Origin of the sequence: Halorubrum miltondacostae, assembly GCF_041379815.1 — an archaeon.
In the GTDB taxonomy this organism is placed as follows: Archaea; Halobacteriota; Halobacteria; order Halobacteriales; family Haloferacaceae; genus Halorubrum; species Halorubrum miltondacostae.
This window is the reverse complement of record NZ_JBEDNY010000002.1, coordinates 713460-737072: the sequence shown is the minus strand read 5'-3', so window position 1 is coordinate 737072 and position 23613 is coordinate 713460. Positions and strand designations below refer to the sequence as shown.

The 23613-nt window shown below is 71.2% G+C and carries 25 protein-coding genes; 20 read left to right on the top strand and 5 right to left on the bottom strand.

Annotated features, from left to right (window positions below; all coding sequences use genetic code 11):
• Positions 1-367 precede the first annotated feature (367 nt).
• The 8 genes from ABNG04_RS09055 to metG all read left to right on the top strand — a co-directional run bounded on the left by ABNG04_RS09055 (position 368) and on the right by metG (position 9360).
• The gene (locus tag ABNG04_RS09055; RefSeq protein ID WP_371161920.1) at positions 368-1303 is read left to right on the top strand and encodes a sulfide-dependent adenosine diphosphate thiazole synthase; all 936 of its coding nucleotides are present in this window, start codon (positions 368-370) and stop codon (positions 1301-1303) included.
• A gap of 211 nt (positions 1304-1514) precedes the next feature.
• On the top strand, positions 1515-3272 hold the full coding sequence (gene pyk, locus ABNG04_RS09050; protein ID WP_371161918.1) for a pyruvate kinase: 1758 nt from the start codon (positions 1515-1517) through the stop codon (positions 3270-3272).
• Between the two features lie 105 nt (positions 3273-3377).
• Positions 3378-3668, top strand: coding sequence for a DUF7312 domain-containing protein (locus tag ABNG04_RS09045; protein ID WP_371161916.1), 291 nt, complete (start codon positions 3378-3380; stop codon positions 3666-3668).
• Positions 3669-3837: 169 nt separating this feature from the next.
• Complete coding sequence (locus ABNG04_RS09040; protein WP_371161915.1) at positions 3838-4452, top strand: NfeD family protein; 615 nt, start codon at positions 3838-3840, stop codon at positions 4450-4452.
• Positions 4453-4512: 60 nt separating this feature from the next.
• Positions 4513-5256, top strand: a complete 744-nt coding sequence (locus ABNG04_RS09035; RefSeq protein WP_371161913.1) for a YIP1 family protein — start codon at positions 4513-4515, stop codon at positions 5254-5256.
• 92 nt (positions 5257-5348) lie between these two features.
• Entirely contained in the window at positions 5349-5975 is a 627-nt protein-coding gene (gene dcd, locus ABNG04_RS09030; RefSeq protein ID WP_371161911.1) for a dCTP deaminase, read from the top strand.
• Positions 5972-6886, top strand: coding sequence for a thiamine-phosphate synthase family protein (locus ABNG04_RS09025; protein ID WP_371161909.1), 915 nt, complete (start codon positions 5972-5974; stop codon positions 6884-6886). The genes dcd and ABNG04_RS09025 overlap by 4 nt, the downstream gene beginning before the upstream one ends.
• Before the next feature lie 317 nt (positions 6887-7203).
• Positions 7204-9360, top strand: a complete 2157-nt coding sequence (metG, locus tag ABNG04_RS09020; RefSeq protein ID WP_371161907.1) for a methionine--tRNA ligase — start codon at positions 7204-7206, stop codon at positions 9358-9360.
• A 28-nt stretch (positions 9361-9388) separates the two neighbouring features.
• On the opposite strand, the gene ABNG04_RS09015 is transcribed toward metG, so the two are convergent.
• Positions 9389-9811 carry a VOC family protein gene (locus ABNG04_RS09015; protein ID WP_371161905.1) on the bottom strand — a complete coding sequence of 141 codons (423 nt, stop codon included), beginning with the start codon at positions 9809-9811 and terminating at the stop codon, positions 9389-9391.
• 39 nt (positions 9812-9850) lie between these two features.
• Positions 9851-9976, bottom strand: coding sequence for a hypothetical protein (locus ABNG04_RS09010; protein ID WP_371161904.1), 126 nt, complete (start codon positions 9974-9976; stop codon positions 9851-9853).
• A gap of 93 nt (positions 9977-10069) precedes the next feature.
• Between ABNG04_RS09010 and ABNG04_RS09005 the strand changes: the two genes are divergently transcribed.
• The 4 genes from ABNG04_RS09005 to ABNG04_RS08990 all read left to right on the top strand — a co-directional run bounded on the left by ABNG04_RS09005 (position 10070) and on the right by ABNG04_RS08990 (position 13205).
• Positions 10070-10744, top strand: coding sequence for a 2,5-diamino-6-(ribosylamino)-4(3H)-pyrimidinone 5'-phosphate reductase (locus tag ABNG04_RS09005; RefSeq protein WP_371161903.1), 675 nt, complete (start codon positions 10070-10072; stop codon positions 10742-10744).
• 59 nt (positions 10745-10803) lie between these two features.
• Positions 10804-11163 carry a winged helix-turn-helix domain-containing protein gene (locus ABNG04_RS09000; RefSeq protein WP_371161902.1) on the top strand — a complete coding sequence of 120 codons (360 nt, stop codon included), beginning with the start codon at positions 10804-10806 and terminating at the stop codon, positions 11161-11163.
• A gap of 84 nt (positions 11164-11247) precedes the next feature.
• Positions 11248-11961 carry a hypothetical protein gene (locus ABNG04_RS08995; RefSeq protein ID WP_371161901.1) on the top strand — a complete coding sequence of 238 codons (714 nt, stop codon included), beginning with the start codon at positions 11248-11250 and terminating at the stop codon, positions 11959-11961.
• A 320-nt stretch (positions 11962-12281) separates the two neighbouring features.
• Entirely contained in the window at positions 12282-13205 is a 924-nt protein-coding gene (locus ABNG04_RS08990; RefSeq protein WP_371161900.1) for a coiled-coil protein, read from the top strand.
• Between the two features lie 132 nt (positions 13206-13337).
• Here ABNG04_RS08990 and ABNG04_RS08985 read toward each other — a convergent pair whose 3' ends face one another.
• Positions 13338-14867 (bottom strand): uracil-xanthine permease family protein, encoded by a 1530-nt coding sequence (locus ABNG04_RS08985; protein WP_371161899.1) that lies wholly within the window; start codon positions 14865-14867, stop codon positions 13338-13340.
• A 225-nt stretch (positions 14868-15092) separates the two neighbouring features.
• Here ABNG04_RS08985 and sppA point away from each other — a divergent pair, with 225 nt between their 5' ends.
• The 3 genes from sppA (at position 15093) to ABNG04_RS08970 (ending at position 18155) form a co-directional block, all read left to right on the top strand.
• Complete coding sequence (gene sppA, locus ABNG04_RS08980) at positions 15093-16028, top strand: signal peptide peptidase SppA (protein ID WP_371161898.1); 936 nt, start codon at positions 15093-15095, stop codon at positions 16026-16028.
• 85 nt (positions 16029-16113) lie between these two features.
• Positions 16114-17250 carry a DUF373 family protein gene (locus tag ABNG04_RS08975; protein ID WP_371161897.1) on the top strand — a complete coding sequence of 379 codons (1137 nt, stop codon included), beginning with the start codon at positions 16114-16116 and terminating at the stop codon, positions 17248-17250.
• Positions 17251-17330: 80 nt separating this feature from the next.
• Positions 17331-18155 carry a shikimate dehydrogenase gene (locus ABNG04_RS08970; RefSeq protein ID WP_371161895.1) on the top strand — a complete coding sequence of 275 codons (825 nt, stop codon included), beginning with the start codon at positions 17331-17333 and terminating at the stop codon, positions 18153-18155.
• 20 nt (positions 18156-18175) lie between these two features.
• Here ABNG04_RS08970 and ABNG04_RS08965 read toward each other — a convergent pair whose 3' ends face one another.
• A complete protein-coding gene (locus ABNG04_RS08965; protein WP_371161893.1) occupies positions 18176-18634 on the bottom strand; it encodes a transporter in 459 nt (152 codons plus the stop codon).
• A gap of 103 nt (positions 18635-18737) precedes the next feature.
• Here ABNG04_RS08965 and ABNG04_RS08960 point away from each other — a divergent pair, with 103 nt between their 5' ends.
• From ABNG04_RS08960 to ABNG04_RS08940, 5 genes are read left to right on the top strand one after another with little or no spacing between them, the layout of a single operon-like run.
• Positions 18738-19256 (top strand): helix-hairpin-helix domain-containing protein, encoded by a 519-nt coding sequence (locus ABNG04_RS08960; protein WP_371161892.1) that lies wholly within the window; start codon positions 18738-18740, stop codon positions 19254-19256.
• A gap of 57 nt (positions 19257-19313) precedes the next feature.
• The gene (locus ABNG04_RS08955; protein ID WP_371161889.1) at positions 19314-20975 is read left to right on the top strand and encodes an anthranilate synthase component I family protein; all 1662 of its coding nucleotides are present in this window, start codon (positions 19314-19316) and stop codon (positions 20973-20975) included.
• Complete coding sequence (locus ABNG04_RS08950; protein ID WP_371161888.1) at positions 20972-21625, top strand: anthranilate synthase component II; 654 nt, start codon at positions 20972-20974, stop codon at positions 21623-21625. Before ABNG04_RS08955 ends, ABNG04_RS08950 begins: the two co-directional genes overlap by 4 nt.
• Positions 21622-22560: an aminotransferase class IV gene (locus ABNG04_RS08945; protein ID WP_371161886.1), complete on the top strand. Its 939-nt coding sequence runs from the start codon at positions 21622-21624 to the stop codon at positions 22558-22560. The genes ABNG04_RS08950 and ABNG04_RS08945 overlap by 4 nt, the downstream gene beginning before the upstream one ends.
• Positions 22561-22616: 56 nt before the next feature.
• Entirely contained in the window at positions 22617-23087 is a 471-nt protein-coding gene (locus ABNG04_RS08940) for a Rieske (2Fe-2S) protein (protein ID WP_371161884.1), read from the top strand.
• 39 nt (positions 23088-23126) lie between these two features.
• Here ABNG04_RS08940 and ABNG04_RS08935 read toward each other — a convergent pair whose 3' ends face one another.
• Entirely contained in the window at positions 23127-23573 is a 447-nt protein-coding gene (locus ABNG04_RS08935) for a DUF5788 family protein (protein WP_371161967.1), read from the bottom strand.
• Positions 23574-23613: the final 40 nt, after the last annotated feature.

The following is a 23613-nucleotide window of genomic DNA, read 5'->3' as shown; positions in this document are numbered from 1 at the left end:
TCATCCGTAGACTCTGTGAGGAGTCGATCGAGATCGTCCTCACTGAGGTGACGAACGATCTCTTTGCGGCGATCTCCAGACATACTCATACATCATATTCCACCTTCATAACTTCCACTAGCCACTACGGTCCCTCGCTGGACGCGGTGAGCGCTCGGAGAGCGCGAACCGCGAGGCTGGGGAGGCGTGAGGCTGCGGTACGCGGCTGGGGGTTTGGCGGTATTTGCTGTCGATCCCCAGTTGAGCACGTACGGCCGAGCGGCTGGGGCTTCGGCGGCGTTCGGCCCCGAGGCGCCGACAGATGAAATAACTACAACCGAGTATCGACCGCAACGCATTTCACAACCAAGTAATACTACTAAGTTGTATGGACGGATTCGACGGATTCAGCGACGTGAGCGAGACCGACGTGACGAGAGCGATCGGGAACGAGTGGACCGACGGGTTCCTCGACTTCACCGAGTCGGAAGTGATTATTCTCGGCGGCGGCCCCTCCGGGCTGATGGCCGCGAAGGAGCTGGCCGAGCGCGGCGTGAAGGTGATGATCGTCGAGAAGAACAACTACCTCGGCGGCGGCTTCTGGCTCGGCGGGTTCCTGATGAACACCGTGACGGTCAGGGACCCCGCCCAGGAGATCCTCGACGACCTCGACGTGGACTACGAGCCGGTCGATGACGTGGACGGGCTCTACACCGCCGCGGGGCCGGAGGCCTGTTCCGGGCTGATCAAGGCGGCCTGCGACGCCGGCGCGCGCGTCCAGAACATGACCGAGTTCACCGACCTCGTCGTCCGCGAGGACCACCGCGTCGGGGGGATCGTGATGAACTGGACCCCGGTCCACGCGCTCCCGCGCGAGATCACCTGCGTCGACCCCATCGCGGTCGAGTCCGACCTCGTGATCGACGCGACCGGCCACGACGCGGTCGCGATCAGCAAGCTCGACGAGCGCGGCGTCCTCTCTGCGCCCGGCATCGAGCACGCGAAGGAGAACAACACGGGCATGGACCAGACGGGCGACGGCGAGTACGGCGCGCCCGGCCACGACTCCCCCGGCCACGACTCGATGTGGGTCGGGGAGAGCGAGGACGCGGTCGTCGAGCACACCGGCGTCGTCCACGACGGCCTGATCGCCTCCGGGATGGCGGTCGCGACCGCTCACGGCCTCCCGCGGATGGGCCCGACGTTCGGCGCCATGCTCGTCTCCGGCAAGCGCGCCGCCCAGTCCGCGCTCGACGAACTCGGCGTCGACGGCCCCGACGTCCGGCTCTCCGCGGGCGACGCGCCGGCTCCCGCCGACGACTGAACCCGCCGGCCGAGTCAGCCGGCAGCCGAAGTCGCCGGCGACACCGACTGACCGGCGCTCCGACCGCGCGACCGACGCCCCGCTGACGGGTCCCCCTCCACGGACCGCACTTTCTACACGTTCGCCCTCGGATCGCCGAACGGTCACGAACGTTCACCCGGGAGCGACGCAACCGAGTGCCTTTTTCCGGCGGTACGTCGAAGCCGGCGGTATGCGAAACGCCAAGATCGTCTGTACGATCGGTCCCGCCTCGGACGACCGGGACACGATCCGCGGCCTCGCCGACGCGGGGATGTCCGTCGTCCGCCTCAACGCCAGCCACGGAACCACCGACCACCGGGAGACCGTCATCGAGCGCGCCCGCGCCGTCGACGAGGAGATCGACGACCCGCTCGCGGTGATGGTCGACCTGAAGGGCCCGGAGGTCCGGACGGCCGAGATCGACGAGCCGATCTCGCTCGCCGAGGGCTCCGAAGTGACCTTCTCCGAGGGCGACGACGCGACGCCCGAGCGCGTCGGCCTCACCCACTCGATCGGGGCCGCCGACCCGGGCGACACGATCCTGCTCGACGACGGCCGCATCGAGTGCCGGATCGAGCGCGTCGACGGCGACTCCGTGGTCGCGTCGGTCCTCTCCGGCGGGAAGCTCGGCTCCCGGAAGGGCGTGAACCTGCCGGGCGTCGCCATCGACGTCGACCTCATCACCCCGGAGGACGAGGCCGAGCTCGACCTCGCGGCCCGAACGGACGCCGACTTCGTCGCGGCTTCGTTCGTCCGCGACGCGGACGATGTCTATCGGATCGCCGACGAGCTGGACGCCCGCGGCGGAGGCGACATCCCGATCGTCGCGAAGATTGAGCGCGCCGGCGCGGTCGAGAACCTGGAGGGGATCGTCGAGGCGGCCGACGGCGTGATGGTCGCCCGCGGCGACCTCGGCGTCGAGTGCCCGCTGGAGGATGTCCCGGTGATACAAAAGCGGATCATCCGGACCTGCGTCAACGAGGGCGTCCCCGTCATCACCGCGACAGAGATGCTCGACTCGATGGTCTCCTCGCGGCGACCGACCCGCGCGGAGGCCTCCGACGTTGCGAACGCGGTCCTCGACGGCACCGACGCCGTGATGCTCTCCGGCGAGACCGCGGTCGGCGACGACCCGGTCAACGTCGTCGAGACGATGGACCGGATCGTCCGGCAGGTCGAGTCCAGCGGCGAGTACGCGGAGACGCGCGAGCAGCGCGTCCCGACCGCCGAGGAGGGGTCGCGGACCGAGGCGCTGGCGCGCTCGGCGCGCTACCTCGCGCGCGACATCGGCGCCTCGACGGTGGTCGCCGTCTCCGAGTCGGGGTTCACGGCGCGCAAGACCGCGATGTTCCGCCCGGGCGTGCCCGTCGTCGCGACGACGCCGGACGACCGCGTCCGCCGACAGCTCGCGCTCTCGTGGGGGGTCCGTCCCGTCCTGACCGAGTACGCGAACGACATGGAGACGATCCTCGACAACGCGGTCGACGCCGCGCTCGACCGCGGCGGCGCGGCGTCCGGCGACACCCTCGTGGTCCTCTCCGGGATGCTCACCGAGCTGGAGGGGACGAACACGACGAACACCCTGAAGGTCCACGTCGCCGCGGAGACGCTCGTGACTGGGAAGGGGGCCGTGGCCGGCCGCGTCGCCGCCCCCGTCTACCGGACCGAGGACGGCGACCTCGACGCGCTCCCCGAGGACTCGGTCGTCGCGCTGGGCCCCGACTTCGACGGGGAGTTCGACGGTGATCTTGACCGGATCGCCGGCATCGTCGACGCCCGCGAGGGGATGACCGGCTACCCCGCCGTCGTCGCCCGCGAGCTGGGCGTCCCGATGGTCTCCGGCGCCCACCTGCCCGAGTCGGTCGCCGAGGGGACCACGGTGACCGTCGACGGCGAGCGCGGCGTCGTCTACGACGGCGACGTGCTCCGCGCGGCCCGCGAGCGATAGGTTCTCGACGTCCGTCGCGTCGCGGTCGAGGGCGCGACCCGCGGTGCGTCCCTCCGAGGCGGAGCGCCCGCCAGCCATTTATTACGGAGTCGCGTACGTGCGTCCATGAGCGACGAATCCGGCGACGGCCCCCGCGACGACGCCTCGCCTCCCGACGCCGGCGACGCCCCGGTCACCGGCGACCGGAGCCGGGCCAACGACGCGGGCGACGAGCAGCCGGACGGGGGGACCGAGTGGCGCTTCGCCGTCGACGACGTCGGGCCGGACGGGGTCACCGAGGACACCGCGACCCCCGAGGACGAGCCGATCGAACCGGGCGACGTCACGCTCGAGCACGCGGCGTTCGTCGTCCTCGGCGTCGCGCTCACCGTCGGCGCGCTGCTGGTCGGGTTCTGAGCCGGACGGCGCTGACCGGCGGCGACCGGCGACCGTCGGGCCGAACTGAGCGGCGACCGTCGCGCCGAACTGAGCGGCGACCGTCGCGATAGAGCGAGCGCTGGCGACTCGCCGGACGCCGCGGCCGTCCCGCACCATCACTTATCAGTACGCGGCCGTAGGACCGAACATGAACGCGCTGGCACAGTCCGGACTCCTCTCGCCGGACACCCTCCCGCTCCTGCTCTTGACCGCGGGGCTGCTGCTGTCGATGGCGGAGGCGCTCGCGCCGGGAGCGAACTTCATCGTCGTCGGCATCGCGCTCATCGGCGCGGGGCTCGGCGGGCTGGTGTTGACCTCGCTCGGCGTCGCCGGCGCCATCCTCACCCTGTTCATGGCGCTCTTCACGCTCGTCTTCGGCGCCGCCGCCTTCTACGGCTACCATGAGTTCGACCTCTACGGCGGGAAGGGCCAACAGCAGACCAGCGACAGCGACTCGCTGAAGGGGAAGACTGGGACCGTCACGGAGCGCGTGACGCCCACGGGCGGCGAGGTGAAGCTCGCCGGCGGCGGTTTCAACCCCCACTACTCCGCCCGGTCGATGGAGGGCACGATCGACGAGGGCGAGGAGGTGATGGTGGTCGACCCCGGCGGGGGGAACGTCGTCACCGTGGAGTCGATGGGGTACGTCGAAGACGACATCGACCGCGAGCTGGCGGCCGATCGTGCGCGGAAGGCCGCCGCGAGCGAGGCCGACGCGGAGGCGGCGAACGCCGACGCGGAGACCGAACTCGAACGGGAGTGAGTCGGCGGGTGCGGTGTCGAGCGGAAAAGCACTTGTCCGGCGGCGGCCGACGCCTCGGCGATGCCCTCCCCGCTCGCCGCGTTCGCGAGTCCGATCGGTCGCGTCCTCGACCGCGTTCGCGACGCGTTCGACTCCCCCCGCGCCGAGACCGTCGCGGTCGCGACGCTGGTCGTCGTCACGGTCGGCACCAGCCTCGGAATCGTCGCGCTCGGGGGCGTCTTCGACGCCACCGTCGACCGGCAGATCACCGTCGACAACCCCGACCGACCGCCCGAGTCGACCTGCGAGACGTTCGGCGACGACCCCGACTCCGTGTTCGCGGAGGAATGCGACGAGCCGGCGCGGATCGAGGTCGACGCGGGCGAGGAACTGCGCGACGCCGCGAGCGGCTACGTCCACTACGGCCTACTTGGGGTGCCGCTCTGGTGGGCGTTTTTCGCGGTCGCGCTCCACGTCGGAGCCCGTGTTGCCGGCGGTTCGGGCTCCGCCAGTGACGCGTTCGTGATTGCCGGCTGGGCGATGGCCGGGGAACTGCTCCGAGTCGCGGCCGGAGTCGCAGGGATCTGGTACGTGCTCTCGAACGCGTCGGTCGCGGGGCCGACGCCCGAGGCGCTCGCGAACGACGTCGTCGCCGCGGTTACGAGCGCGACGGGGCCGCTACTCGCCGCGTCCGCGGTCGCGATCGCGGTCCAGTGGGTGATCGTCGTCGCCGGACTGGAGGCGACGTACGACCTCGACCGCGGGGTCGCGGCGGGCGTGGCGACGTTCTTCGCCGCGATCGCGCTGCTGATCGCGGCGGTGTGAGCGCCGCGGAGCCGTCCCGTCAGCGCCCGGGACCGACCGAGCTGAGCCGCCGATTCGGGAGTTTTTATGCCGCCGGCGCTCCCCCTCTCGGTATGATCCTGTCCGACGCCGACATTCTCGACCGGCTCGCCGAGGGCGACCTCGCGATCGAGCCGCTCGACGACCTCGACCAGCAGGTCCAGCCCGCCAGCGTGGACCTGCGACTCGGCGAGCGCTTCCTAGAGTTCCAGCGCACCAACATCCCCTGTATCCACCCGACGGACGCCGGCGAGGTGAGCGAGTACGTCACGGAGACGACGGTCGCCGAGGGCGACGAGTTCATCCTCCACCCCGGCGACTTCGTCCTCGGGACGACCGCCGAGCGCGTCGCGATCCCCGACGACCTCGTCGCCCACGTCGAGGGGCGCTCCTCGCTCGGCCGGCTCGCCATCGTCGTCCACGCGACCGCGGGGCTGTGCGACCCCGGCTACGAGGGGCAGATCACCCTCGAACTCTCGAACCTCGGGACGGCCCCGGTCGCGCTCTCGCCGGGCATGCGCGTCTCGCAGCTCACCTTCACAGAACTGAAACGGCCCGCCGACCGGCCGTACGGGGCCGAGCGGGGCTCGAAGTACCAGGGACAGGACGGGCCGCAGGCGTCGCGGATCGGCGACGACCCGGAGTTCGCCGGGGAGGGCGACGAAGAGGAGACGAGGCGGTCGGGGGGTGAGGGCGAATGAGGTTCATCGAGGAGGTCGTTGTCGACGAGTTCCTGCCGACCGTCCGGTCGATGCTCGCGGAGGACCTCCGCGATCGCGGGTTCACCCAGAGCGAGGTCGCCGACGCGCTCGGCATCTCCCAGTCGGCCGTCTCGAAGTACGCCGCCGGCGACGTGGCCAGGCACGAGGATATCGTCGGGGACGAGCGCGTGCGCGACCTCGTCGAGCGCGTCGGCGAGGGACTTGCGAGCGGCGACCTCACCCCCGTGGCCGCGCTCGTCGAGATCGAGGTGTTGATCCGCCAGCTGGAGGAGGGCGACCTGCTCGCCGACCTCCACGAGGACGCCATGCCGGGGCTCGCGGACGCCGACGTGGAGTTCTCGGTCCACGACCCGGACAGCGGGTTCCGCGAGCGCGAGCGCGTCCTCACCTCGGTCCGGCGGGGGCTCCGCACCCTGACGAACGCCTCGGGCTTCGCGGGGCTCATCCCGAACGTCGGCGCGAACGTCGCCGAGTGTACCGCCGACGCGGCCACGGTCGACGACGTCGCCGCGGTTCCCGGCCGCCTCGTCGACGTGAAGGGCCGCGCGATGGTCCCCGGCGAGCCCGAGTTCGGCGTGAGCGAACACGTCGCGACGGTACTGCTCGCGGCGCGCGAGGCCGGGTCGGGCGTCCGGGGCGCGGTGAACCTCCGGTACGACCCGGAGACGGTCGCGGCGCTCGGCGCGTCGCACCCGACCGTCGAGTTCGACGCCGAGCGCGAGACGCGCGAGGCGGTCACCGACGCGGTCCGGGAGACCGATCGTCCCGCGGGCGACGAGGCGGAGACGCTCGTGGTGTACCAGACCGGCGCGGTCGGGGTCGAGCCGATCGTGTACGTCCTCGCGCCGACCGCGGCCGAGGCGGCGCGGATCGTCCGCGACCTGCTGTGACGCGGTGCGGGTCGTCCACGCCTGCCGTGAGCCCGCCCCGGGCGACGCATTTTAGAGCGAACCGACCGAACTCGCGAGCGTGACACGGACTGGGCGGCTCGGGATGCGGATGCGCTCCTTCTAGCGGCGGGCGGACCCCTCGCGGCGTCGGCGGCCGGTAACGCGGCCGGCGGCGGCGCGGCGGCGAACCCCGTCGCCTTCCGCAGCGCCCGGACCGCCGACGCGGCGGCGACGCGTCCGGCTCCGCGCCGCCCGCGGCGGCCCCGAACCAGCGGGCTTTAGACCCGATCGACCGACACACGACATACGCACACCACATGAGCCACGACGACTTCCCCACGGCCGACCCAGCGGTGGTGACCTGTGGACTGCCGTACGCGAACGGCGACCTCCACATCGGTCACCTCCGCACCTACGTCGGCGGCGACGTGTACAGCCGCGCGCTCGAACGACTCGGCCAGGAGACCGCGTTCGTCTCCGGCTCCGACATGCACGGCACGCCGGTCGCGGTCAACGCCGAGCAGGAGGGCGTCTCCCCGGAGGCGTTCGCGCTCGACTGGCACGAGCGCTACGCGGAGACGTTCCCGAAGTTCAACGTCGAGTTCGACAACTACGGCCACACCCACGACGAGACGAACACGGCGGTGACCCAAGAGCTCGTCCGCGACCTCGACGAGGCGGGCCACCTCTACGAGAAGGAGATCATGGTCGCGTACGACCCCGTCGACGACCAGTACCTCCCCGACCGCTACGTCGAGGGGACCTGCCCGTACTGCGGCGCACACGCCCGCGGCGACGAGTGCGACGAGGGGTGTCAGCGCCACCTCGAACCCGGCGAGGTCGAGGACCCCGAGTCGACGATCACCGGCAACCCCGCGGAATACCGCGAGCGCACACACAAGTTCTTCGCGGTCTCCGAGTTCGCCGACTACCTCTCCGAGTTCCTCGACCGGCTCGAGGGCACCGCGAACGCTCGGAACCAGCCCCGGGAGTGGATCGAGCAGGGGCTCCAGGACTGGTGTATCACGCGCGACATGGACTGGGGGATCGACATGCCTGGTGGCGAGGCGACGGAGTCGCCTCGGGAAGGCGGCGAAGCCGCCGAAGACGACCTCGTCCTCTACGTCTGGGTCGACGCCCCGATCGAGTACATCTCCTCGACGAAGCAGTACTCCGAGCGCGTCGGCGCGGACACCTTCGACTGGGAGGCGACCTGGAAGGAGGGCGTGAGCGACGACCACCCGGAGGGCGGCGAGATCGTCCACGTGATCGGCCGCGACATCATCCAGCACCACACGATCTTCTGGCCCGCGATGCTGGAGGCGACCGACCACGCGGAGCCGCGCGCGGTGATGGCGAGCGGGTTCGTCACCCTCGACGGCAAGGGGTTCTCGACCAGCCGCGACCGCGCGGTCTGGGCCGACGAGTACCTCGACGAGGGGTTCCATCCCGACCCGCTGCGCTACTACCTCGCCACCAACGGCGGGTTCCAGCAGGACGTCGACTTCTCGTGGGAGAAGTTCGCCGAGCGCGTCAACACCGAGCTGGTGGGGACCGTCGGCAACTTCCTCTACCGCTCCCTGCTGTTCGCGCACCGCAACTTCGAGGGCGGCCCCGACGCCGACGCCCCGAGCGACGACGTGGCGGCGCGGATCGACGAGGCGGTCGACGACGTCGCGGCCGCGGTCAACGACTACTCCGTGCGGGCGCTCGGCGACGCGGTCACCGACCTCGCGCGGTACGGAAACGAGTACATCCAGCGCAACGAGCCGTGGAAGCTCGTCGACGAGGCCCCCGAGGAGGCGGAGCAGGTCATCTACGACTGCGTCGCGCTCGCGAAGGCGATCGCGGTCCTCTTCGAGCCGCTGGGGCCCGAGAAGAGCGAACGCCTCTGGGAGCAGCTCGGCGAGCCCGGCTCCGTCCACGAGGTCACCGTCGAGGCGGCCCGCGAGGGGCCGGCGGGCGAGCTGAGCGAGCCGACCGAGCTGTTCGAACAGATCGAAGACGAGCGCGTCGAGACGCTCAACGAGAAGCTCGACGCGCGCGTCGCCGAGTCGGAGGCGGACGACGGCGACGACGGAACCGACGACGAGACGGACGCGGACGAAGCCGACACCGGAGATACCAACATGACCGACATCGAACCCCTCAGCGACGACCGCATCAGCTTCGACGACTTCCAAGAACTGGACATCCGCGTCGGGCGGATCGAGGACGCGGTCGGGATCGACGGCGCCGACGACCTGCTGAAGCTCACCGTCGACCTCGGCGCGGAGACCCGGACGATCGTCGCGGGGCTCAAGCAGCTCCACGACGTCGACGCCCTGCCCGACACGAAGGTGATCGTGCTCGCGAACATGGAGAAGGCGGAGCTGTTCGGCGTCGAGTCCAACGGGATGGTCCTCGCGGCCGGCGAGGAGGCCGACCTCCTCACCACATACGAGGACGCCGGGCCGGGCACGAAGGTGAAGTGAGGCGACGGACCGCCCGGCGCCGCGCTGCTCAGGCGTCGAGCACTTCTATCAGGTTCCCCTCGGGGTCCCTGACGAACAGGACGGTGGTCCCGCTCTCGGTTGTCCGGGGCGGGCTCAGCGTCTCCACGTTGTCCGCGAGGCCGTCGTAGAACGCCTCCACGTCGTCGACGGAGAGGCCGAGGTGCGTCGCGCCGGGACGGTTCAGTTCCGGCGGGTCGGCGCTCTCCTGGCCGACCGGCTCGTATTCGACGAGCTCGACTATCGAGCCGCCGGCGTCGAGGTGGGCGAACGCGGCCGACGCGCCCTCGACGGCGACCGCCTCGGCGAAGGCCTCGCCGCCGACCGCGAACTCGGCGGCGACGTCGAGGTCGAACGTCTCGGCGTAGAAGTCGACGGCGCGGTCCAGGTCGGCGACGGTGATCCCGACGTGGTGGGCGGTTGGGTTGGACACGCGTAGGCTCTCGGACGACGCGGGGGAAACCGTGTCGCCTCAGAGCCCGAACAGGCGAGCGGCGAGGCCGGCGAGGACGACCAGCGCGCCGAGGACGAACGTCCCCGGGAGCGGGAGCACGAACAGGAGCGCGCCGACCAAGATCAGGAGCGTCGAAGTCCGCATCAGCGTTGTTTCGACGTCGCGGCCGGTATATCTTCGGACGGACCGCCTCTCCGGGACCGAAACGATCATTTCCCGTCCGGCCGACCCTCCGGTATGCACGTGGTCGTCAACGCGGCCCAGAGCGTCGACGGGAAGCTCGCCACCCGCCGCCGGGAACAGCTCCGGATCTCCGGTCCGGAAGACTTCGACCGGGTCGACCGGGTCAGGGCGGCCGCGGACGCGGTGCTCGTGGGCGTCGGCACCGTCCTCGCGGACGACCCGCACCTCACGCTCGACGAGGAGGACCGCCGCGTCGGGCGGCTCCAGAGCGGGCGGTCGGGCGACCCCGCGCGGGTCGTGGTCGATTCGACCGGGCGGACGCCGACCGACGCCCGAATCTTAGACGACGCGGCGACGACGTACCTCCTCGTCTCGGCCGCGACCGACCGGGACCGGCGGACCGAACTCGCCGACGCCGGCGCGGAAGTGATCGTCGCCGGCGAGGAGCGCGTCGACGTCGCCGAGGGGGTCGAGAAGCTCGCGGACCGCGGCGTCGAGCGCCTGATGGTCGAGGGGGGCGGGGAGGTGATCTTCTCGTGTTTCGAGGCCGGGCTGGTCGACGAGCTCCACGTCTACGTCGGCTCGTTCGTGATCGGCGGCCGCGACGCGCCCACGCTGGCGGACGGGCCGGGTTTCACCGAGGAGTTCCCCGAGCTCACGCTCACCGAGACGGAGCGGTTCGACGACGGAGTCGTCCTCTCGTACGAGGTCGGCGGCGACGGGGCGTGAGGAGAGCCGGTCCGACCGGCCCCACAAACTATACCACGCTCGCCCCCTCGCCACCGGCCATGGTAAGCGAAGAGTTCACCGGGGCGCTCTCCGCGCTCACGCACGAGACCCGCGTACAGATCCTCCGGGCGCTGGCGGACGCCGACGACGCGCTGTCGTTCACCGAACTGAAGTCCCGCGTCGACGTCGCGGACCCCGGGCGGTTCAACTACCACCTGCGCGAGCTGCGCGACCACTTCGTCGCTGAGCGCGACGGTGGGTACGCGCTGACCTACCGCGGCGAGGGGCTCGTCGTCGCCGGCGCGTCCGGCGTATCGGTCGACGAGTCGCAGACGGCCGCGGAGCCGTCGTCCTGTCCCGTCTGCGGCGAGGAGGACTGCGACCGGCTCGTCCACGTCCACCTCGCCGCCGATCGCTGACGCCCATTCGCCCGGACGTGTCAGTTCGTTTTACGAAATATGTTTCTAAAATGACTTATCTTGCGGCGGGGGCAACGGGTGGATATGCGGACCACACAGGTCACATTTCGGATGCCACTGGACGCGGAGCGACGGTTCCTGCGGGCGTACATGCCGGACGCGCTGGATCGGCTCGACGCCCGCGACGACGTGGTGTCGGCGTACTTCTGGCGGTTCGGCGACACCGCCACGCACGAGCCGCCGGTCGAACTCGCGGGCGGGACCGTGGTCGACGACGGCGGCGCCCACCTCGTGGTGACCGGCGACCCGGACGCGGCGGCCGCGATCGACGCCGAGCGCCCGCACTGGGAGGAGTGTCGAGAGCGGGGGTTGGTCGAGGCGATCGACGTGCTGCCGTGGGCGGATGAGGGCCCGTACGACAGCGCCCGCGAGAAGATGGTCGACGGCTTCGGCGAGCGGGGCGGCGACCTCGCTTTCCGGCTCCGGCCGATAATTTCGCGGACGACAGCCGACCTACTGCGGGAGTTTAAAACTGACCTCCCCGCCGTCGGCGAGCCGACCGACGCGAACCCGAAGCCGATCGGCGACTGGGCGCTGATCCACTACCTCATGAAACAGAACGGCCACGATTGGTACGGCGAAATCGACGCCTGCTGCGAGGCGATCGCGAACCGCGCGTACTCGCTGGCGCACTTCTACGACGAGGAGCGTGCGCTGGAGTCGTTAGATCGGGCCATCGAGACGCTGGAGACGGTCCGAGACGAACTGCCAGAGACGGTCGGGTCGTCCGCGGGGTGACCGACCTGCGGACGGAGGTCACGGGCCGGATACGCTCGTATCGGTGCGCAGGCGCCGCTCGGATCGGAGGTCCTCGGTCCGTCGTGAAGCGACAAGGCGTGTGAACGGTAACCACGAAATCCCGCGGTACACGCGCCGTGAGACCGGTACGCACGAAAATCACCGAAGTATTTATATGCTGTCCGCAGGTAGTTGCGGGTACCAGAACGCCTCTGGCGCTGGTGGAATCGCACGCTGAAATGAACGGGAGTTCTTGCCGACGGCCCGACGCACCACAGCGAGCGTCTGCTATCGCCGGAGCGGTGATGGAGAGATAACAAATGGTAACGAAAAAAGAAGTCATCGAGCAGTACGACGTGGAACCGATGGACGAGGCGGACAACGTGGACCTTTCTGAGGACGACTTGGACAACGGGTCCAAGGGCCAGCTCATCAAACGCGCCGGACAGCTGCGAGACCGACGCAACGAGCTGAACCAGATGGCGTCCGAGCGCGCCTCCAAGCGCGACGACCTCAACGCGAAGACGCGCGAGAAGGTCGACGAGGCCCAGGAACACCGCGAGCAGCGCGACGAGCTCAACGAGCAGGTCCAGGAACACAAGGACAAGCGCAACGAACTCAACGCCGAGGCCAACGAGCTGTTCGACGAGGTCGAGGAGCTCAAACAGGACATGGAGCTCGGCTCCGGGAAGTCCATCGAGGAGCTCGAAGAGGAGATCGAGGACCTCGAGTTCCGCCAGCAGACCGAAGTGCTCGACGCGGAGGACGAGCGCGAGCTCATCGAGAAGATCGACGACAAGCGCGAGAAGCTCGCGGAGAAGAAGGAGAAGGTCGACGACACGAGCGAGCTCGACGACCTCGTCGAGGAGGCCGAGGAGGTCCGGTCCGAGGCGTCTCAGCACCACCAGAAGGTGACGGAGCTCGCGGACAAGGCCCAGGAACACCACAACCAGATGATCGAGGCCTACCGCGAGGCCGACGACATCCGCGACGAGGCCGACGAGATGCACGAGCTGTTCGTCGAGGCCCAGGAGGCGGCCGACCGCCACCACGAGGACTTCGTCCGCGTCCAGAAGCGCCTGCGCGAGCTCGACAAGAAGGAGGAGGAAGAGCGCAAGGACGAGCGCGCCGAGAAGCGCGAGGAGGAGAAGGAAGAGGCCGAGGAGATCTATCAGAAGTTCAAGGAGGGCGAGACGCTCGACACCGAGGACCTGATGAAGCTCCAGAAGACCGGCCTCCTGTAAACCGGTCGAAGCGACGTTTCTGCGGTTCTTTTCCGACGCGCCGAGCGACGGCTCCGTTTCCCGTCGCGCCCTGATCGCCGGGGTTCGACCGCGAACGGATGACCTCGGGTGAGCGGCCCGGCTCGCGGCCGGTCAGTCGGTACTGGTCGGTTCGTCTTCGGCGACGAAGCGGTCGTACGCGGAGCTGAACTCCGCGTCCGCCTCGGTCGCGTCTTCCCACGCGGTGAGGCCGCGCTCCGCGGCCGTGCCCGGGATCGAGTTGTCGAGGAGGAACCCCACGAGCCCGCCGACCGCCATCCCCGTCGAGCCGATGACGAAGATGGTGTTGGCGACGACGTCGGCCCCGAGGAACGGGCCGAGCAGGAACGCCTCGGAAAGCCCCTGCTGGAGGGCGTCCGCGCCCCCGACGCTCCGCATGTACTCCGGGACGGCCAGGCCGGTGAACAGCGCGATGCCGACGACGAAGATGTTGCGCGAGGAGTCGAGGTCGACGTACTTGAGATTCGAGAGCCCGACGCCGACGATCTGGGCGAACATGGCGATGTAGAGCCCGCCGATGATCGGGCTCGGGATGGTGGCGACGAGCTGGCCGAAGTAGCCGACGAACCCGACGAGTATCATGAGCGCGGCGCCGATCTGGACGACGTAGCGCGAGGCCACCCCGGTGAGGCCGATGGCGCCGACGTTCTCGGAGTAGGAGGTCGACCCGCCGGTCCCCATCACCCCGGAGAAGACGTTCATCAGCCCCTCCATGCCGATCCCGTGCGTCATCCGCTCGCTGCTGGGGGCGCCCATGCCGGAGAGCCGGGCAACGGCGTGGTAGTCGCCGATGGACTCGACGATCGAGGCGGCGACGCCGGCGAGCATGCCGATGACGAACGCGGGCGTGATGCTCGGCACGCCCCACTGGAGCGGGTAGATGAGGTGGACGGGGTCGGTCGCGGCGACGCTCGCCAGGTCGACGTACCCCGGCGTGCCCGCTTCGAAGATCCCGAGGACAGAGAGCGACGCGGCGAGCACCCACGCGACGACGATGCCGAGGAGGACGGGGAACAGCTGGAAGAGCTTGGACCGCGTCCCGAGGTACTGCGAGAACAGGACGATGGCGACCAGCGTCAGCCCCACCAGCCACCAGTTCTGACTGGTCGCGGTGATCTCGGGGGCGTTGAACAGCGAGAGCCCAATGAGGACGATGACCGGCACGATGACGACCGGCGAGAGCGCCTTCCGCAGGCGGCCGATGAGGCCGAGGTAGCCGATCGCGACCTCAGCGAGCGCGGCGACGATGATCGCGCCCTGGAGCTGGAGCAGCGCCGCCCGCCACGCCTCGATGCCGGCCGGCGGGTTCGCCGTCACGACGCCGACGACCGCGAGCGCCGGCGCGAGCATCGAGAACGGCGCGCCCTGGACGATCGGGTAGCGGTTGCCGAACGTCGTCTGCGCGAGCGTCGCGATCCCCGACACGACGAAGAACGTGCCGACGAAGCGCGGAATGACTGACTCCGGCATGCCCATCGCGCCGGCGAGGATGAGAGGGACGGCGATGTTCGCCCCCACCATGGTGAGGTAGTGTTGCGCGCCGAGCAGGAGCGACCTCCCGAGCGGCGGTCTGTCGTCGATACCGTACTGAACGAACCCGTCTTCGTCCTCGTTCCCGCCCATTCCTGTGCGTTCATCGACGCAGGGGCACTAAAGTCCGACCTTCGACGGTCGCGGGGCGGCGACCGCGGCCCGGGGTTCCGGACCGGTTCCGGACCGACGCTCCGACCGAGTGACGGGAGGACCACAGGGCCGATCGCTCGACGACGAGTGCCGTGACGCGGTCGCCTCGGCACGCGCGTCGCCCCGCGACAGTATATATAAACGGGCCCGCGCCCAACCGATGGTATGGACGACGCGCCGGCGAACGGACGGAAGGGACTGCTCGCGGCGGCCGCGGTGGGCGCGGCGACGACGATCGCGGGCCGCGCGGTGCTCTCGCGGCTCACCGGCGGCCGGTTCGGTGACGCCGACGAGTACAACGTCGGGAAGGTGACCGTGTCGGGGCCGATCCGACGGAGTCAGGGGCGACCCTCGCCGCTGTCGGGCCCGGGCGGGGCGACCGCCGACGACGTGGTCGAGCAGATCGAGGCGGCCGACGAGGACGAGGGCGTCGAGGCGCTGCTCGTCGAGCTCAACACGCCGGGCGGCGAGGTCGTCCCGAGCGACGACATCCGGCGGGCCGCCGCCGACTTCGACGGCCCGACGGTGGCGTACGCGACCGACACCTGCGCCTCCGGCGGCTACTGGATCGCGAGCGGCTGCGACGAGCTGTGGGCCCGCGAAGCGAGCCTCGTCGGCTCCATCGGCGTCGTGGGGTCCCGCCCGAACGCGAAGGGGCTCGCCGACAAGCTGGGGATCTCCTACGAGCAGTTCACCGCGGGCGAGTACAAGGACGCCGGCGTCCCGCTGAAGGAGATCGAGGAGGACGAGCGGGAGTACCTCCAGGGGATCATCGACGGCTACTACGAGCAGTTCGTCGAGACCGTGAGCGAGGGCCGCGACATGGACCCCGACGCGGTCCGCGAGACCGAGGCGCGGGTGTACCTCGGCGACGACGCCGCCGAGATGGGGCTCGTCGACGAGTTGGGGACCGAGACCGACGTCGAGGACCGGCTCGCGGAGCTCATCGGTACGGAGCCCGAGGTCCGAGAGTTCACCCCCGAGCGCGGGCTGGCCGAGCGGCTCGGCATCGGCGCCGAGCGCGTCGCGTTCGCCGCGGGGAGCGGCGTCGCGGGCGTGTTCGCCGACGACGGCGGCGACATCGACGTGGAACTGCGATAGCGGACGGCGCGGGGCCGAGGCGGGCGAGCCGATCGCCGACCGCCGACGGGGAGGATTTTTGTTCGGCGGCGGTGTGATTCGACACGTGACGACGCTGGTCATCTGCGTCGACCGCTCGGGGGCGATCGGTCGCGCCACCAACGTCCCGATGCCGGTCGCCGGCTGGGAGGCCGTCCGGTCGCTGGTCACCGACGCCGGGCTGGACGACCCCGAGGACGCCAGCGTAAACTGCCTGCTGGAGTCGCTGCGCGTCGCGCGCGACCTCCGGGATGAGCGCGAGGAGTCGGTGGTGGCGGTCGTCTCCGCCGAGAGCGACACCGCCGTCGGCGCGGACCGGTCGATTGCGGCCCAGCTCGACGACCTCGTGGAGCGGTACGACCCGCGGGCCGCGATCGTCGTCGTCGACTCCGCCGAGGACGAGCGCGTCCTCCCGGTCGTCGAGTCGCGGATCCCCGTCGACTCCGTCGACCGCGTCGTCGTCCGGCAGGCCCGCGACATCGAGTCCACCTACTACCTGCTCAAGCAGTTCCTCGCCGACGAACAGCTGCGGTCGACGGTGCTGGTCCCCATCGGCGTCGCGCTGCTGCTCTTGCCCGTGCTGTTCTACCGGTTCTCCGCCGGCGAGGCGGTCGCCGGCGTCGCCGGCCTCCTTGGGGCCGCGCTGCTGTACAAGGGGCTCGCGATCGACCGGCTCGTGGCCGGCGTCCCCGAGCGCGTCCGCGAGGCGCTGTACGCCGGCCAGGTGTCGGTCGTGACGTACGTCGTCGCCGGCGGGCTCGCCCTCGTCGGCGGGTTCTTCGGCTTCCTCGCGGCCTCGGAACTGGGCCCCGGCTCCCCCCGGCTCGTCGAAGTCGTGGAGTTCACCTACTCGGCGGTGCCGTGGTTCGCGGTCGGGGGCGTGACGGCGGCGGTCGGCCGACTGCTAGACGAGCTGATCCGCGACGAGGGGATCCGGACCCCGTACCTGAACCTCCCCTTCGTCATCGCCGCGGTCGCGCTGGTCGTCCGCGGCTTCGCGGGCTACTTCCTCGCGCAGGAGGCGATCCACGAGCCGCTGTCGGCGTACGGGATGACCATAACCCCCGTTCAACAGCTCGCGGCGTTCATCGTCGGCGGCATCGTCGTGTCGCTCGTCGGCGTCAAGGTCGCCAGCGACGTCGGCACCGAGACCCTCGAGGACGTCATCGACGCGGAGCGGGACGCCGAGGGCCAGCGTGAGTAGGTGGCCGAGCGGGCGGCCCCGTTCAACCGCAAGCGCGCCCCGACCGACCCCCTTTTGTCGATCGCGGCCGGGGAGCGGGCATGGACGTCTACGGACTGATCGGGAACCCGGTCGGCCACTCGCTGTCGCCGCCGATGCACGAGGCGGGCTACGAGGCGCTCGGCCTCGACGCGCGGTACGTGACCTTCGAGCCGGACGCGGACGCGGCGGCCGCGGCGGTGGCCGGGGCCGCGGACCTCGGCGTCGCGGGGCTCAACGTCACGGTGCCGTTCAAGCGGGACGCGCTCGATGCGGTCGACGCCGCCCCGCTCGCCGAGCGGATCGGCGCGGTCAACACGGTCGACTACGGTCCCGTCCGGGCCGGCGAGGCCGACCGACCGCGCGGCCACAACACCGACGCTGCCGGGGTGACGCGAGCGCTCGCGCACCACGACGTGGCGATCGACGGCCGCGACGCGCTCGTTGTGGGCGCGGGCGGCGCGGGGCGGGCGGCCGCGTTCGCGCTGGCCGACGCCGGCGCGGTGGTCCACGTCGCGAACCGAACCGCGGAGCGGGCGGTCGACCTAGCCGAGGCGGTGCCGGGCGCGAGCGGCGGCGGCCTCAACGACCTCGGCGAGCGCGTCGCGGCCGCCGACCTGCTCGTCAACGCGACGAGCGTGGGGATGGAGGCGCCCGAGGAGACGCCGGTCCCCGCGGACCACCTCCACGGCGACCTCGCGGTCCTGGACGCGGTGTACGCGCCGATCGAGACGCGCCTGCTTCGCGAGGCCGCCGCCGCCGGCGCGACGACCGTCGACGGCGCGTGGATGCTGCTGTTCCAGGGGGTCGAGGCGTTCGAGATCTGGACCGGCGAGACCGCGCCGGTCGACGCGATGAACGCGGCGCTGCGCGCGGAGCTGGAGTAACGCGGCGGAGCGTCGGGGAACTACACCAGCCCCGGGCTGGCGAGCAGTCCGGCGGTGAGGATGAGCCCGACGGAGACGGCCGACGCCCCGTAGAGGAACGGCTTGGCGTCGCGGGCGGGCTCGCGGAGCTTGTCGGCGTCGAGCCCGTCGGCCAGCTTCGAGCCGGCGACCTCGACGAGCCCGGTGCCGACGAACCACAGCCCGAGCATCGTCAACACGAGGTGGCCGCGGGGCGTGCCCGTCAGCGCCTCGAACGTGTACAGCGTGCCCGCCATGTGCCCGCCGGAGAGGACGAACGCGAGCGCGCCGATCCGCGTGATCCAGCGCAGGCGGCCGACGACCGAGCCGAGCGCCGCGGTCCCGATGTCGCCGCGGAGCGCGGGCGGGAGGACCGCGAGAGTGACGAACAGCACGCTGCCGACCCAGAGGACGGCGAAGCCGACGTGGACCGACCACATGACAGGGTTGATAACGTCCATACCCGGGAGAGGCCCCGGGAACACAAATAAACCAGCGAGACGTGGTGACGGCGGAGCCCCCCGGAGACGGTTTTTAAATATCTCCCACGTGTAGCTGTCAGTAATGGCCCTACTCCAGAAGCTCAAAGAGAAGCTCGGATTCGGGAGCGGTTCGAGCGGGCGCGAGTCCGGCGAGACCGAAGTGACCGTCGAGCGCGAGTCGGAACCGGCGGCCGAGCCGGCCGCGAGCGACGACGAGGCGGCGGAGAGCCCGTCCGCGACCGGCGAGTCGGCGGAGAGCTCGACGCCGGACGACGAGGCGGCGGATCCGGCGGCGGTGATCGACGAGGCCGAGGCGGGAGCGGCCGAACCCGACGAGGGCGACGACGAGGCGGCGGACGACGCGGCCGAGCCGGCGGAGGCCGCGGCGGGCGGCGACGACGTCGCGGTCGACAACGGCGACCGCGGGCCGAGCGTCGAGGAGATCAAGGGGATCGGCCCGGCGTACGCCGAGCGCCTCGCCGGGATCGACATCGAAACCGTCGGCGACCTCGCCGGCGCGGACGCCGCCGCGGTGGCCGAGGGGGCGAGCGTCGGCGAGAAGCGCGCCGCGACGTGGATCGACCGCGCGAACGAGTTCTGAGGCGGGCCGCGTTCGGGCGACCGCAACTGTTTCCTCGCCTCCGGCGAAGCACGTTACATGAGGCGAGCGGTACACACCGATCGGGACCGGTTCCGCGCGGTCGCGGCCGCGGCGGCGGACGGGGCGCGCGTCCCGGTCGAACTTCGAGTCGCCGTCGACGACCCCTTCGCTGCCTACCGCCGCGCGCGGGACGGCCCGGGCGGAATCTTCTACGAGACGACTGGCGGCCAGTCGGGCTGGGGGTACTTCGGCGTCGACCCGATCGAGCGGGTGACGGTCTCCGGCGAGGCGGTCGTCGCCGACGGGGGCGGTGAGGGCGGGAGATCGGAGGCGGAGAACGGCGCGGAGCCCGGGGGCGACTACCGACGCCCGTCGCCGTCGCTGTCGGCGCTGGAGGGCGTCCTCGACGGCGAGGCGCTGGCCCGCGGCGACTGCGAGGTGCCGTACCCGTGCGGCGCGTTCGGCTGGCTCTCCTACGACGCCGCCCGCGAGTTGGAGGAGTTCCCGCCCGCCACCCCCGACGGCCCCGGTGCGGTCGATGACCGCGGACTGCCGCGTCTTCAGGCCGCGCTGTTCGACCGGATCGCGGCCTGGGAGTGCCCCGTCGACGCCGACGGAGGATCTGCGTCCGTCACGCTCCGCATCACCGCCTGTCCCCGGGTGCCGGCCGGGCTCGACGACCCGGCGGGCGACCGGGAGGCGCTCGACGCGCTGTTCGACGAGGGGCGGGACCGGGCGGCGGACCTGATCGACCGGATCGAAGCCGGCGAACCGGGGTCGACGACGGCCCCCGATCCGACCGCGGAACACGCGACCTTCGAGAGCGACGTGGGCCGCGAGGGGTACGCCGACGCCGTCCGGCGGGTCAAAGAGTACGTCCGCGAGGGCGACACGTTCCAGGCGAACGTCTCCCAGCGGCTGACGGCGCCGGCCGCGGTCCACCCGGTCGAGGCGTACGACGCCCTCCGGGCGGTGAACCCGGCCCCGTACTCCGGGCTGATCGAGCTCGGCGACCGCCCGACCGGCGTCGATCTCGTGAGCGCGAGCCCGGAGCTCCTCTTGGAGCGCGAGCCGACCGCCGACCCCGAGCGCGGCGCGCGCCTCGTCACGGAGCCCATCGCGGGGACGCGCCCCCGCGGGGAGACGGAGGCGGCGGACGCGGACTTGGAGACCGAACTGACCGGGAACGAGAAGGAGCGCGCGGAACACGCGATGCTGGTCGACTTGGAGCGCAACGACCTCGGCAAGGTGTCACGGTTCGGGACGGTCGACGTGAGCGAGTACCGCCGCGTCGACCGGTACAGCGAGGTGATGCACCTCGTGAGCCTGGTCGAGGGGGAGGCGCGGTCGGACGTGGGGCTCGCCGACGCCGTCGCGGCCTGCTTCCCCGGCGGGACGATCACGGGCGCGCCGAAGCCCCGTACGATGGAGATCATCGACGAGCTAGAGCCCACGCGCCGGGGGCCGTACACCGGGTCGATGTTCGCGGCCGGGTTCGACGGCCGCGCGACGCTGAACATCGTCATCCGGACGCTCGTTCGCCACGCCGCGGAGTACCACCTCCGGGTCGGGGCCGGGATCGTCCACGACTCCGACCCGGACGCGGAGTACGAGGAGACGCTCGCGAAGGCGCGGGCGTTGGTGAGCGCGGTCGACGAGGCGCTCGCCGCCGGCGGCATGGCGGTCGACGAGCCGGTCGAGGGGGCGGTCGAGCGATGACGGCCGACGGGGCCGACTCGGCGCCCACCGCCGGACCGGCCGACGGGGGCTGGCGGCCGGGCGCGGGCGACGCCGACGCGCGGGTCCTCGTCGTCGACAACTACGACTCGTTCGCGTACAACCTCGTCCAGTACGTCGGCGAGGTCGCCGGCGCGGTGACGGTCCGGCGGAACGACGCGGTCGACCTCGCCGCCGTGCGTGCGCTCGACCCGGACGGCGTCGTCGTCTCCCCGGGGCCGGGGACCCCCACCGAGGCCGGGATCTCGACCGCGCTCTTCGGGCTGGACCGCCCCGTGTTCGGCGTCTGTCTCGGGCACCAGGCGCTCTGCGCGAGCCGCGGCAGCCGGGTCGGCCACGCGCCCGACGTGGTCCACGGGAAGCCCTCGACGATCACCCACGACGGCGAGGGCGTCTTCGCCGGCCTCCCCGACCGGCTCCGGGTCGGGCGGTACCACTCGCTGTGCGTCGAGCGCGAGGACCTCCCCGACGAGCTGGTCGAGACCGCCCGCACCGAGGACGAGCGCGAGGTCGTGATGGGCGTGCGCCACCGGGAGAAGCCGCACGTCGGCGTCCAGTTCCATCCGGAGAGCATCCTCACGCCGCGCGGGAAGCGCATGGTTCGGAACTTTGTGGAGGTGTGCGAGCGATGAGCGGCGCGGACGACGGGGCCGCGATGACTGGCGGCGACGAGCGGGTGTACCACGTCGACGGGGAGCTGGTCCCCGCCGCGGAGGCGACCGTCTCGGTGGAGGACCGCGGGTTCGCCTACGGCGACGCCGCCTTCGAGACGATGCGCGCGTACGGCGGCGAGATCTTTCGCTGGGGGGCGCACGCGGACCGGCTCGCGGACACCTGCGAGACGCTCGGCCTGGATCACGGGATCCCCGACGCGGAGCTGAAGCGGCGGGTCGACGAGACGCTCGCCGCGAACGAGTTCGCGGACGCGTACGTGAAACTCTCCGTCACCCGGGGGGTCCAACCCGGCACGCTCGACCCGCGGCCCGAGGTCGACCCGACCGTCGTCGTGATCGCGAAGCCGCTCCCCCGCGGCGGCGTCGGGAGCGACCCGGTCCACGACGGGCCCGCCACGCTCCAGACGACCAAGACCCGCAAGCCTACGAGCCGCGCGCTGCCGGCCGCGGCGAAGACGCACAACTACCTCAACGGAATCTTGGCGCGGCTCGAACTCCGGGTCACCGGCGCGGACGAGGCGCTCATGCTCGACCCGGACGGCAACGTCGCCGAAGGCGCGACCGCGAACCTCTTTTTCGCCGACGGGGCCGCGCTCCGGACCCCGTCGCTCGACGGCCCGATCCTGCCCGGCGTCACCCGCGCGACCGTGATCGACGTCGCGGAGTCGGAAGGGATCCCGGTCGAGGAGGGGACGTACGCGCCGGACGCGGTCCGCGAGGCCGACGAGGTGTTCCTCACGAATTCCACGTGGGAGGTCCGCCCCGTGGCGACCGTCGACGGCATCGCGGTCGACGGCGACGGCGAGGGGGTCGCCGGGCCGCTCACGACGCTCCTCTCGCGGCTGTTCGACCGGCGCGTTGAGGAGCGGTACTACGACGGCGAGCGGCTGTGACGGACGGCGGCCGGGGAACGCGCAACGTTCAAGCCGGTCGCCGGCCTCCCATGGACATGGACGAGAGCCACCGGATCGCCGGCGTCGAGGAGGTCCCGGAGGAGAGCACGCTGCTCGCGACGCTGCGCCCGGTCGACGCCGAGACGGTCGACGAGGGCGAAGGCGACCTCGGTGAGGGCGAGGACGGGTCGCCGGAGGTCGAGGCGGTCGTCACCCGGGCCGCGGGCGAGGTGCGCGCGTTCCGGAACTACTGCCAGCACTGGACGGACGTGCGCCTCGACAAGGACGACGGGGCGTTCGTGCGCAACGGCGAGGTGTTCTGCCAGAAGCACGGGGCTACCTTCGAGGCCGACGGCGGCTACTGTAACTTCGGGCCCTGCGAGGGGGCCGTCCTCGAGTCGGTCGGCGTCGCGGTGGCGGACGGGGCCGTGTACCTCGACGACGACGCCTACGAGTTCGTCCGGCTCGGCCCCTCCGCCGGGAAGGGCGACGGCAGCGGCTCGCGGATCGACTTCACGGGGAACTGAGCCCCCCGGCCGGCGAGGCCCGTCGACGCTGCGGCCCGGTCAGAAGCGCGTCCGACCGCCGCCCCCGCCGCCGTCGTCGCGGCCGAGCGCCTTCTTCAGGAAGCTCATCCAGCGCTTCCGGTCGGCGGCCTCCTGCCGCTTCGCCTCCGTCTCGGGGTCGGGCGCGTCGAGCCCCTCCAGCGCCTCCAGCGCGCGGTCGATCCCGATGATCGACGACGCTAACTCCTCGCCCTCCTCGTAGCTCACCTCGTTCTCCTCGATCGGTTCGAGCCGGTCGAGCCGCTCGCGCCGCAGATTCCGCTTCGCGCGGTCGACGCGGTCGCGCTCGCCGGGCGGGACCGAGTCGCGGCGCTTGATCTCGAAGACGAACGACCGCAGGTCGATCTCCTCGCCCTGGATCTCGATCGACTCCGGGATGTCCACGCCGACCGTTGAGGACTCTCGGTTGACCCGTTCTAAGAGCTGTTTCCGCTCGAACTCCTTCACGCCCGCCCGGTAGGCGGCGACCGCACTTCGCTCCTTCGCC